Below are 11,261 nucleotides of genomic sequence, written 5' to 3'. Positions count from 1 at the left end.
CATGCCACTATTTGCGCGCAACGCAAAATCAGGCCCCCGGGGCCACCGCCAGGACCTTTCCCATGACGCTCAGCTACGATCTCTACTGGTCCTTCCGGTCGCCCTATTCCTACATGATCATGCCCCGGCTGACGGCGCTGGAGCGGGACTACGACGTCACCTGCAATGTGCGGCCGGTCTATCCCCTGGCGGTGCGGACCCCGGAGTTCTTCGAGACCCGCGACCCGCTCTGGTTCAGCTACTTCATGGTCGACATCCACCGCGAGGCGGCCTTCCTCGGCCTGCCCTTCCGCTGGCCCCGGCCCGATCCGGTGCTGATGGACTTCGCCACCCGGACCTATCCCAAGGACCAGCCGCACATCCATCGCCTGACCCGGATGGGGGCCGCCGCCGCCGAGCGCGGCAAGGGCCTGGCCTTCCTGGAGGAGGTCAGCAAGACCATCTGGAGCGGGACCGTCGACGACTGGCACCTGGGGGACCACATCGCCCAGGCGACGGCGCGGGCGGGCCTGGATCCCGCCGAGATCGCCGCGGCGGCCGACGACGAGGCCGAGCGTCTGCACGCGGTGATCGAGGCCTCCCAGATCGCCCAGCGCGAGGCCGGCCACTACGGCGTGCCGATGATCGCCTTCAACGGCGAGCCCTTCTTCGGCCAGGACCGCTTCGACCAGTTCAAGTGGCGCCTGGAGCAGCAGGGGCTGAAGGCCCGCTAGGCCTCCAGCTCGATGTCCCAGTAGAGGTAGTCGAGCCAGCTCTGATGCAGGTGGTGGGGCGGGAACTTGCGGCCGCGTTCCTGCAGCTCGTAGGCGGTGGGGCGCCTGGCCTTGTGGCGCGGGAACATGTGCGCCTCCTGCGGGGTGCGGCCGCCCTTGGTCAGGTTGCAGCGGGCGCAGGCGGTGACGATGTTCTCCCACGTCGTACGGCCGCCACGGGAGCGGGGCACCACGTGGTCGAAGGTCAGGTCCGCCGCGGAATGGCAGTACTGGCAGGTGAAGGCGTCGCGCAGAAACAGGTTGAACCGCGTGAAGGCCGGCGGCCGGTCCTGGGTCACGTACTGCTTGAGCGAGACGACGCTGGGCAGCTTCATCGTGAAGGACGGGGAGTGGATCTCCTGGTCGTAGGTGGAGACCACGTCGACCCGATCGAGGAAGACAGCCTTGATCACGTCCTGCCAGGGCCACAGCGACAGGGGATAGTAGCTCAGGGGACGGAAGTCCGCGTTGAGCACGAGACAGGGCCAGCCGGACGGCGGGTGGGTGAGCACCTTCATCGCCGGGCATCCCGGTGCGCTACGGCGCCAGATGGGTACGCGTGGAAACTGAAGACGGAGCCCTCATTCTCAACCGCGCTATCGGCGAATCGGCTGGAACACTGAGGCCCCTGATTCCCGACGCACGGGAATTATAGGGGAGATTTCGAGACATCTCCATGACCGCATGGTTGCGGCTGTCCCCGCTCGCACCCCCTGGGGGTTCAGGCGAGCGGGGCGCTGCCGGAAGGCATTAGGCGCTGACGAGGGCGGTGGCGCCGGCGAGCGTCAGGCTGAGCACGGTGAAAGCGACCACGACGGCGGCGTCGAAGAAGCGGGCGAAGCGGTGGTCGGTGTTGGCGAACATGATGTTTTTCCTTTTGATCTGGCCGGTGGGCCCGGCCGCCCTGTTCATGTGAACGATGCTAAGATAGCAACGATCTGAACAATGTACAGATACATTTTACACTGTACGCTATGCGTTTATGAATAGGCTGGCCGTCGGGGTTCGGCGCAGCAAAAAGGGGCCCCGCAGGGCCCCTTGCGATCAAGGATCGACTTTTCGGCTCAGGCGCCGACCACTGCCGTGGCGGCGGCGACCGTGAGGCCCAGGACCAAGAGGACGGCCGGGGCGATGCGATCGAAGAACCGTTCGAAGTTTGCGAGAGACATGACACACACCTTTTAAGTTTGAACCCGCGGGGAGGCGGGGCGTTTGTTATTTGAACGATGCTAAGATAGCACCCATCTAAGCGGCGTCAAGATGATCTTTACGGCGTCCAGATATACTTTTACAGTGAGCGCGATGAGAGAAACTGCAGCCGCCGAAACCCGGCCCTATCACCACGGCGATCTCAGCCGCGCCCTGATCGACGCGGCCCGCCGTCTGTTGGAATCCGATGGGCCCTCGGCCCTGTCGCTCCGCGCCGTGGCCCGGGAGGCCGGGGTCAGTCCGGCCGCGCCCTACCACCACTTCAAGGACAAGGGCGAGCTGCTGGACGCCGTGGCCCACGAGGGCTGGGACCTGCTCAACGAGTCGCTCAGCGCCGCGCGCAAGTCGGCCCATTCGGTGAAGGACAAGCTCACCGCGCTCGGCGTCGCCTATGTCGTCTTCGCCCGCGACAATCCCAGCCTCTACCGCATCATGTACGACGGCTCCCGAGACAAGGAGGACCTGCCCTCCCACCTGCACATGCAGGACGACAGCGCCTACTGCCAGGTGCGCGACACCCTGGTGGAGGCCGGCGCCGATCCCACCGATGAGATCTCTCTGGAACTGGCCACCACGGCGGCCTGGTGCGCCGCCCACGGCCTGGCCGAGATGGCCTCCTTCAAGCAGTTCGATCCGCTCAAGGCCGCCCTGGGCGGCGAGGAGGCCTTCTTCCGCGGCGTCTTCGAGCACATGAAGATTTTCGCCGACGACCATAAGCCCTAAACCCGGGGCGTGAGCGCGCCCTTCGTCACCCGTTTCGCCCCCTCCCCCACCGGGCGCCTGCATCGCGGGCACGCCTTCTCGGCGCTCACCGCCCACGCCGCGGCCCGCGCGGCCCAGGGCCGCTTCCTCCTGCGCATCGAGGACATCGACGCCACCCGCTGCCGGCCCGAGTACGAGGCCGCGATCCTGGAGGACCTGGCCTGGCTGGGCCTGACCTGGGAACAGCCGGTGCGCCGACAGTCCGAGCATCCCGCCGACCACCAGGCCGCCCTGGACCGACTCGCCGCCCGAGGCCTGCTCTACCGCTGCTTCCGCACCCGGCGCGAGATCGCCCAGGCCATCGCCAGCGCCCCGCACGGCGCCATGGAGACCTGGCGCGGGGGGCCCCTCCCCGCCGACGAGGAAGCCCGGCGGCTGGCGGCCGGCGAGACCTTCGCCTGGCGGCTCCACCTCGACGCCGCGCTGGCCACCCTCGAAGCCCCCCTCACCTTCCGCGAGGAAGGCGCCGGCCCGAAGGGCGAGACCAGCCTGATCCTCGCCCGCCCCGAGCTGGGCGGCGACGTGGTGCTGGCCCGCAAGGACGTCGGGGTCGCCTACCACCTGGCCGTCACCGTGGACGACGCCCTGCAGGGGGTGACCCACGTCATCCGCGGCCAGGACCTCTTCGAGGCGACGCACGTCCAGCGCCTGCTGCAGGCCTTGCTGGACCTTCCCGAGCCGGTCTATCGCCATCACCGCCTGCTCACCGGCCCGGACGGCAAGCGCTACGCCAAGCGCGACCGGGCGCAGACCCTGGCCGAATTGCGGGCGGCCGGGGTGACCCCGCAGGCCCTACGCGCGGAGATGGGATTTTGACCGACACCTCCGAGCAACGCGGCAAGGCCCTGGCCATGCTGTTGATGGGCGCCTGCGTGATCGGGGTCGGGCCCGTCCTGGTGAGGCTGTCGGAGACCGGGCCGGCGGCGGCGGGATTTTGGCGGCTGGTCTTCGCCCTGCCCCTGCTGGCGGTCATGGCCCAGAAGGCCGGCGGCGGCATCGGAACCCCGCCCCGGGCCGCCATGCTGGCCGGGGTGGCCTTCGCCCTGGACCTGGGCTTCTGGCACTACGGCATCGCCTACACCTCGGTGGCCAAGGCCACGGTGCTCTCCAACCTGACGCCGGTGCTGGTGACCGCCTTCGCCTGGATCTTCCTCAAGCAGAGGCCCCGGCGGCTGTTCCTGCTGGCGGTGGCCTTCGCCGTGGCCGGCGCCTGGACCATGGCGCTCACCAAGGGCGCCGGCTCAACCGGCCGCAACCCGCCCCTGGGCGACGCGTTCTCGGCGGCGACGGCCATCTGGTACTCGATCTACTTCCTGGCGGTCTCGTCGGCGCGCCAGTCCATCTCGGCCACGCGGATCATGTTCTGGTCGACCCTGGTGGGCGCGCCCCTGCTGCTGCTGGCCGCCCTGGGTCTGGGCGAGCAGATCATTCCCACCGGTCCCGCCGGGTGGGCGGCCTGCGCGGGCCTGGGCCTGATGCACGTCGCCGGCCAGGGCTCGATCGCCTGGGCCCTGGGACGGCTGCCGGCGGCGACCGCCTCTGTGGTGGTGCTGGTCCAGCCGGTGGTGGCCGCGGCGCTCGGCTGGCTGCTGTTCAACGAGCTGCTGGGCACCTGGCCCGCCGTGGGCGCGGCTGTGGCCCTGGCCGGGGTGGTCCTGGCGCAATGGGCCAGCCGGCCGAGGCCGGCGGACTCTCCGCCGGTCAGCGCATGACGCCCAGCAGGTAGAGGACGAGGATCACGGGGATCGGGATGCCGATCGCCCAGAGCAGGATGCCCTTCATCGCAGCCTCCTAATGATGGGCGTGGTGTTCGGCGTTCCGCTTGCGGGTGGCGGCGGCCTTCCTGGCCGAGGCCGAGCGTTCCGCCGCCGAGCGGCTGGCCGAGGCCTTGCCGCCCTTCTCGCCGCCCTTGTGGGCCGCCGGGTGGCCGGTGGCCTTGCCGCGGCCCGAGCCCCCGGCCTGCTTGCCGCCGCCGTCGTCCTTGTTGACGGTGGCCCAGGCCCGGCGCTCGGCTTCCTTCTCCGAGACGCCTTTCTTTTCATAGCCTTCCGCGATGTGGTCGGCCTTGCGTTCCTGCTTGTCGGTATACTTGGACTTATCGCCCTGGGGCATGACGCGAACTCCTGCCATGAAGCCCCACCCGTCTCGCCAACGTGGCGGCGGCCGGTGGAGTTCCCAGGCGTCTAGAGGTCCCAGGCCTTCCGCGCGGCTTCGATCCGGGCGAGCTTTTCGTGGAAGGCGGTCCAGTCGTCCTCCGCGGCGATGGCCGCCCAGATGGCCTCGATCTCGTCGATCAGCAGCTCCTCCGGCTCGGTCCGGGTGAAGTAGGGGGCGAGCAGGCGGCCTGGCCGCTCCGGCTCGGTCTCCGCCACCCGGCGGCGGAAGTCGGCGAAGGGCTGGCTCCCGTAGATGTCGCCCCGCGGACTGGCCATGGCCCGCCCCACGTCGCCGCAGAACCAGTCGAAGAAGAAGGGCTCCCAGCGCAGCCGCTCGCCCCCGGCGGCCAGCGCCGTGAAGGCCGCATTGACCAGGCCCGCGTCCAGCTCCCGGCCCCGACTCTTCAGGCCCAGACGCTTCAGCATGGCCGCCGCCAGGCCGCCGCGATAGGCGTCGGCGAAGCCGTTAAGGGCGTCCACCAGGGGCTGCTGCTCGCTGACCATGGCCAGGCAGCCGCCGAGGTTCTGCAGGTTCCAGAACACCGCCTCCGGCTGGCGGCCGAAACTGTAGAGGCCCTGCTGGTCGAAATAGGCCGCCACGAAGTTGGGGTCGTTGCGCGGGAGAAACCGGTAGGGGCCGTAGTCGAAACTCTCGCCGGTGATGTTCATGTTGTCGGTGTTGAGCACCCCGTGGACGAAGCCCCCCGCCATCCAGGCGGCCGCCAGGGTCCCGGCCCGTTCCACCACGGCGGTCAGCAGCGCCTCGGCGCGGTCGGGGGCGTGGGCGAGTTCGGGGTAGTAGGTCTCGATGACGTAGTCGATGAGGCGCACGATCTCCTGGGGCTGCTCCAGGAAGGCCTGCCGCTGGAAGGTGCCGAAGCGGATGTGGCCGTGGGACAGGCGGGTGAGCACGGCCGAGCGGGTCGGGCTGGGTTCGTCGCCGCGCTCCAGCGCCTCGCCGGTCTCGATCAGGGAGAAGGACTTGGAGGTGGGGACGCCCAGCGCCTCCAGCATGGCGGTGGCCAGCACCTCGCGCACCCCGCCCTTCAGGGTCAGGCGGCCGTCGCCGGCCCGGGACCAGGGGGTGGTTCCGGAGCCCTTTGTGCCCAGGTCCAGCAGGCGGCCCGTCCCCACCTCCCGCATCTGGGCGAAGGTGAAGCCGCGGCCGTCGCCGAGGTCGGGGTTGTAAACCCGGAACTGGTGGCCGTGATATCGCTGGGCCAGGGGCGGATCGATATTGCCCGGCAGGGGCTGGAAGCGCCCGAAGTGGGCCACCCACTCGGCGTCCGTCAGGGTCTCCAGGCCCACCGTGGCCGCCGCCCGGTCATTGCGGAACCGCAGCAGGGTCTGGGGAAAGTCGGCGGCCGCCACCGGATCGGCGAAGGCCGGTCCGAGGCTGGGAAGACGCGGGTCGGGGCGGTAGGCGGGCGAGACGGGCATGGGGGCCAGATGGAGGCGAAATCCGTCGGCGGCAAGGCCGGTTGTGGTACGCCGGTCGTACAAGCCATGCTACCGAACAGCCCATGGCTCGACGCATCACCCTCGATTTCCTGAAGACAGAAGCTGCCTCGGGCATGATCCTGGCGGGCGCCGCCCTGGCGGCCATCCTGTTGGCCAACTCCCCGTGGTCACAGCACTATTTCGGCTTCATCGCCCACCCCCTGACCATCCAGATCGGGGCCTTCGACGAGACCCACAGCGTGATGGACTGGGTGAAGGAGGGGCTGATGGCCATCTTCTTCTTCGTGGTGGGGATGGAGATCAAATACGAGATCCTGCGGGGCGAGCTGTCCAATCCCCGCCGCCTGGCCCTGCCCGTCCTGGCGGCCATCGGCGGGATGGTGATCCCGGCCGGCGTCTATCTCGCCTTCAATCTCGGCCCCGGCGGATCGCCCCAGGGCTGGCCAACCCCGACCGCCACCGACATCGCCTTCGCCCTGGCGGCGCTGGCCATCGTGGGCAAGAAGCTGCCCCCGTCGCTGCGGGTCTTCCTGCTGACCCTGGCCATCGCCGACGACCTGGGCGCCGTGGCCCTGATCGCCATCCTGTTCACCGCCAAGCTCAACCTGCTGGCCCTGGGCGGCGCGGTGTCGACCCTGGCCATGATGTTCCTGCTGGGGCGCTGGAAGAACGCGCCCTACTTCTTCTACGCCTGCTGCTTCGCCCTGATCTGGGCCTTCACCCTGAAGAGCGGAATCAACACCTCGCTGGCCGGGGTGGCGGCGGCCATGACGGTGCCGATCGACCCGCGCCGGCCGGGTCAGGCCGGGGTGCTGCACTACTTCATGGACAGCCTGCACGGCTATGTCGCCTTCCTGATCCTGCCCCTGTTCGCCTTCGTGGCGGCGGGGTTCAGCCTCAGCGGGCTGTCGCTGAAGGAGCTGTTCAGCCCCGTCGCCCTGGGGGTGGCCGCCGGCCTGTTCCTGGGCAAGCAGGTGGGGGTGTTCGGGGCCGCGGCCCTGGCCATGGGGCTGAAGCTGGCCCGGCGGCCGACCGGGGCCAAGTGGATCGAGCTCTATGGGGTGGCCCTGCTCTGCGGGGTGGGGTTCACCATGAGCCTGTTCATCGGGGGCCTGGCCTTCAGCCCCAGCGACGTGGCGGCCCAGACCGAGGTGCGGCTGGGGGTGATCGCCGGATCGGTGGCCTCGACCCTGCTGGGGATGGCGGTGCTGAGCTGGTCCCAGGCGCGGCGCAATCTAGAGCAGGACTGAGGCCCAGGACTCGTCGTCGCGGGGGGCGGCCAGGACCGGGAGGTCGCCGGCGAACCGGGCGATGGCGGCCACCGTCTGGGGGAAGTCGGGCGCGTCGGGATCGGCGCTTTGGCTGACCACGATCCCAAGCACCACAAGGCCTCGCGACCGCAGGACCTCCAGGGCCGTGAGGGTGTGGCTGACCCCGCCGAGATAGGACCCGCCCACCAGGATCGTCGGCAGGCCGAGCGCCAGCTGCAGGTCCAGGCCCGTGGCGTCCTCGGCCATCGGGCTCATCACCCCGCCGGCGCCCTCCACCAGCAGCAGGTCGGCGGTCTGGGCGGCCAGGACCGGGCGGCAGACGGCCAGCAGGTCGGCCAGGGTCAGGGTCACCCCCTCCAGCCGGGCGGCCATGGGGGGCGAGAGGGCGGCCTCGAAACGCAGGGGGGACATGGCCGCCAGCGCCTCGGCCGACAGGTCCCGACCGAGGGCCGACAGCAGCCGACCGGGATCGGACGTGTCGGTGGCCACGGATGGAAGATAACCGGTTACGACGGGCTTCAAGGCCTCCACAGACCAACCCTTGTCGCGGGCGGCCTTCAGGATCGCGCAGGCGGCCCAGGTTTTTCCCACATCCGTATGGGATCCGGCGATGAAGACGGCCCTCACGGGATCAGACCGACGATGGCCGACACTAGACCGTCAATGTCCCGCGAGCTGTGGCCGGCGGTGAAGGCCAGGCGCAGGCGGGCGGTCCCGGCGGGCACGGTGGGCGGGCGGATGGCGACGGCCAGGAAGCCTTGAGCTTCAAGGGCTTGAGCGGCGGCGAGCGCCCGGTCGGCCTCCCCCATGAGGATGGGCACAACCGCCGAGGTGGCCTCGGGCAGGTTCAGGGCGCGGGTGAAGCGCCGCGCGTTGGCCAGGGGACGGGCGACCAACTCCGGGTCGGCGGCGATCACCTCGAGGGCGGCCAGGGCCGCGGCGGCGTTGGCCGGGGGCAGGCCCGTGGAATAGACGAAGGTGCGGGCCCGGGTCTTGATCAGGTCGATCACCGGGGCGCTGGCGCAGACATAGGCGCCGTAGCCGCCGAGCGCCTTGGAGAAGGTTCCCATGGCCAGGTCGATGCGGGCCCCCGGATAGACCGCGCCGGCGCCGGCTCCGCCCTGTCCCACCACGCCGAGGCCATGGGCGTCGTCCACCAGCAGCCAGGCGTCGTGCGCGCGGGCCAGGTCGCTGATGGCGTCCAGAGGCGCCAGGTCCCCGTCCATGGAGAAGACCCCGTCGGTGGCGATCAGGCAGCGGCCCGCCGCGTCGCGGTGGGCCGAGAGCTTCGCCGCCAGGTCGGCCATGTCGTTGTGGGCGAAGGCCACCACCGTGGCGCCCGAAAGCTGGGCCCCCGCCCAGATGCAGGCGTGGGCCAGGTCGTCGGCCAGGACCAGGTCGCCGGGGCCGACCACGGTGGGGATGATGCCGGTATTGGCGAGGTAGCCGGAGCCGAACACCGCGGCGGCCTCATGCCCCTTCAAGGCCGCCAGCCGGGCCTCCAGGGCGACGAAGACCGGATGGTCGCCGGTCACCAGCCGCGAGGCGCCGGCGCCGGCGCCGTGACGCTCCACGGCGGCCATGGCCGCGGCCTTCACCGCCGGGTGGTGGGAGAGGTTGAGATAGTCGTTGCAGGAGAATGACAGCAGGCGGCGTCCATTGCGCTCCACCCACAGGCCGTCGAGACGGTCGGTGGTCACCAGCCGCCGCCGCAGGCTGCGAGCCTCGAGCTGATCGAGCTTCTCGGCGGCGAAGGCGGTGAGGCTGTCGGTCATGGGGCGGCGATATGCACCCGGCCGGGGTTGGGGGGAAGGCCCGACGCCACGGCAGGTGGCGCTCCTCGCACGGCCGGCAGGAGCCAGCCAGCGGCAGGCCCGACCGATGGGCCCCCGAATATTCTGGCACGAATAACGCCAACATCTGCCCGGCGAGAACGCGTGGTTAAGGCGCCGGCCCCATATTGGGGGCGCCGTCACGTCTGGCGGCGCAGTCCCCGCGTACCCCATGACCTCCGAAACCAAGGCGTCGTCGGACCTGGCGACCTTCTTCGACGTCTCCCTCGACATGCTCTGCATCCGCGACGCGGCCGGCCGCTTCGTGCGGCTGAGCCCGTCCTGGGAGACGGTGCTGGGCTATCCGGTGGCCGAACTGCTGGACAGGCCGCTGCTGCCCCTGGTCCACCCCGACGACGTGGCGGCCACCGCCGAGCTGATGGCCCGCATCCACACCGAGGGCGAGATCGTCGGCTTCGTGAACCGCTATCGCCACCGCGACGGCCGTTACCGGCAACTGGAGTGGCGGGCGCGCCAGTGCGGCGACCAGGTGTTCGCCGTGGCCCGCGACGTCACCGACCGCCTGGCGGCCGAGGCCGAGATGAAGGCGGCCCGCGAGGCCGCCGAGGCCGCCAACCGGGCCAAGACCGACTTCCTGGCCAATATGAGCCACGAGATTCGCACGCCCCTGAACGGGGTGATCGGCGTGGCCGCGGCCCTGCAGCAGACCGACCTGACCCCCGCCCAGCGGGAGATGCTGGACCTTATCTCCACGTCCGGCCTGACCCTGGAGCGGCTGGTGTCGGACATCCTGGACCTGTCGAAGATCGAGGCCGGCCAGCTGGAGATCGAGGCCGCGCCCTTCGACCTGCGCCGCGACCTGGAGGCCGTCCTGCACCTCAACCGGCTGCGGGCCCAGGACAAGGGCCTGGAATTCCACATCGACTATGAGACCGCCGCGCGCGGCCAGTTCCTCGGCGACGTCACCCGGCTGAAGCAGGTGCTGGGCAACCTGCTCTCCAACGCCGTGAAATTCACCGGCCAGGGCGAGGTGCGCCTGAAGGTGGGTCTCGTCGAGGACGCGACCGACGCCGCCCGGCTGACCCTGGAGGTGGCCGACACCGGGGTGGGCTTCGACGCCGCGGCCCACGCCAACCTGTTCCAGCGCTTCAGCCAGGCCGACGCCACCATCACCCGGCGGTTCGGGGGCACCGGCCTGGGGCTGTCGATCTGCAAGGCCCTGGTGGAGATGATGGGGGGCGAGATCGCGGCGCAGTCCAAGCCCGGGCGCGGCAGCGTGTTCCGGGTGGACCTGCCCCTGGCCCGCACCCTGAGCCTGGCCGAGCACGACGCGGCGCAGGCGGCGCCGGCGCAGGCCGAGGCGCCCCTGGCCCGGGTCGACGCCCTGCGGGTGCTGCTGGCCGAGGACCACCCCATCAACCAGAAGGTCGTGCAGCTGATCCTGTCGCCCCTCGGCGCCGAGATCACCACGGTGGCGGACGGCGCCGCGGCCGTGGCCGCCTTCGCGGCCGGCGAATTCGACCTGGTGCTGATGGACATGCAGATGCCGGTGATGGACGGCCTGACCGCCACGCGGGCCCTGCGCGATATCGAGGCCCGCCACCCCGAGCGGGCGCGCACCCCGATCATCATGCTCAGCGCCAACGCCATGGCCGAGCACCGCAGCGACGCGCTGGCCTCCGGCGCCGACCACCACATCGCCAAGCCCGTCACCGCCCACCTGCTGATGGACGGCATCGGGGTGGTGTTCGAGATGGCCGAGGCGGCGGAGTAGAGGGCGGGCTTCCCCACTGGGGGAGCTTGTGAGTCAGAATCCGTCCTCTCCATACGCCATCCCAGGCGACCGGAGGGAGACCC

Annotated in this window: 11 protein-coding genes; 6 read left to right on the top strand and 5 right to left on the bottom strand. The window is 70.3% G+C overall.

What is annotated here, in order from left to right; genetic code table 11:
- Positions 1-62 precede the first annotated feature (62 nt).
- On the top strand, positions 63-713 hold the full coding sequence (locus ACO06I_RS21900) for a 2-hydroxychromene-2-carboxylate isomerase (RefSeq protein ID WP_421934737.1): 651 nt from the start codon (positions 63-65) through the stop codon (positions 711-713).
- Here the strand turns inward: ACO06I_RS21900 and ACO06I_RS21895 are convergent.
- The gene (locus ACO06I_RS21895; protein WP_421934736.1) at positions 710-1,270 is read right to left on the bottom strand and encodes an HNH endonuclease; all 561 of its coding nucleotides are present in this window, start codon (positions 1,268-1,270) and stop codon (positions 710-712) included. The two genes, ACO06I_RS21900 and ACO06I_RS21895, sit on opposite strands and share 4 nt — an antisense overlap.
- Before the next feature lie 784 nt (positions 1,271-2,054).
- Between ACO06I_RS21895 and ACO06I_RS21890 the strand changes: the two genes are divergently transcribed.
- From ACO06I_RS21890 to ACO06I_RS21880, 3 genes are read left to right on the top strand one after another with little or no spacing between them, the layout of a single operon-like run.
- On the top strand, positions 2,055-2,684 hold the full coding sequence (locus tag ACO06I_RS21890) for a TetR/AcrR family transcriptional regulator (RefSeq protein WP_421934735.1): 630 nt from the start codon (positions 2,055-2,057) through the stop codon (positions 2,682-2,684).
- A gap of 9 nt (positions 2,685-2,693) precedes the next feature.
- Positions 2,694-3,539 (top strand): tRNA glutamyl-Q(34) synthetase GluQRS, encoded by an 846-nt coding sequence (gluQRS, locus tag ACO06I_RS21885; RefSeq protein ID WP_421934734.1) that lies wholly within the window; start codon positions 2,694-2,696, stop codon positions 3,537-3,539.
- On the top strand, positions 3,536-4,435 hold the full coding sequence (locus tag ACO06I_RS21880) for a DMT family transporter (RefSeq protein WP_421934733.1): 900 nt from the start codon (positions 3,536-3,538) through the stop codon (positions 4,433-4,435). Before gluQRS ends, ACO06I_RS21880 begins: the two co-directional genes overlap by 4 nt.
- Before the next feature lie 79 nt (positions 4,436-4,514).
- On the opposite strand, the gene ACO06I_RS21875 is transcribed toward ACO06I_RS21880, so the two are convergent.
- On the bottom strand, positions 4,515-4,835 hold the full coding sequence (locus ACO06I_RS21875) for a plasmid stabilization protein (RefSeq protein ID WP_421934732.1): 321 nt from the start codon (positions 4,833-4,835) through the stop codon (positions 4,515-4,517).
- A 71-nt stretch (positions 4,836-4,906) separates the two neighbouring features.
- Complete coding sequence (locus ACO06I_RS21870) at positions 4,907-6,319, bottom strand: protein adenylyltransferase SelO (RefSeq protein WP_421934731.1); 1,413 nt, start codon at positions 6,317-6,319, stop codon at positions 4,907-4,909.
- Between the two features lie 83 nt (positions 6,320-6,402).
- On the opposite strand from ACO06I_RS21870, the gene nhaA reads away from it, so the two are divergent.
- Positions 6,403-7,590 carry a Na+/H+ antiporter NhaA gene (gene nhaA / locus ACO06I_RS21865; protein WP_421934730.1) on the top strand — a complete coding sequence of 396 codons (1,188 nt, stop codon included), beginning with the start codon at positions 6,403-6,405 and terminating at the stop codon, positions 7,588-7,590.
- Here nhaA and bioD read toward each other — a convergent pair.
- Together bioD and bioF are read right to left on the bottom strand one after the other, a co-directional pair.
- A complete protein-coding gene (gene bioD / locus ACO06I_RS21860) occupies positions 7,576-8,238 on the bottom strand; it encodes a dethiobiotin synthase (RefSeq protein WP_421934729.1) in 663 nt (220 codons plus the stop codon). The two genes, nhaA and bioD, sit on opposite strands and share 15 nt — an antisense overlap.
- A complete protein-coding gene (bioF, locus tag ACO06I_RS21855; RefSeq protein WP_421934728.1) occupies positions 8,235-9,386 on the bottom strand; it encodes an 8-amino-7-oxononanoate synthase in 1,152 nt (383 codons plus the stop codon). Before bioF ends, bioD begins: the two co-directional genes overlap by 4 nt.
- 229 nt (positions 9,387-9,615) lie before the next feature.
- Between bioF and ACO06I_RS21850 the strand changes: the two genes are divergently transcribed.
- Positions 9,616-11,178, top strand: coding sequence for an ATP-binding protein (locus tag ACO06I_RS21850; protein WP_421934727.1), 1,563 nt, complete (start codon positions 9,616-9,618; stop codon positions 11,176-11,178).
- Positions 11,179-11,261: the final 83 nt, after the last annotated feature.

It is taken from the genome of Phenylobacterium sp. (assembly GCF_965229015.1).
In the GTDB taxonomy this organism is placed as follows: Bacteria; Pseudomonadota; Alphaproteobacteria; order Caulobacterales; family Caulobacteraceae; genus Phenylobacterium.
Note: the sequence above shows the minus strand (reverse complement) of the source record. Positions and strands in the feature narration are given on the sequence as shown.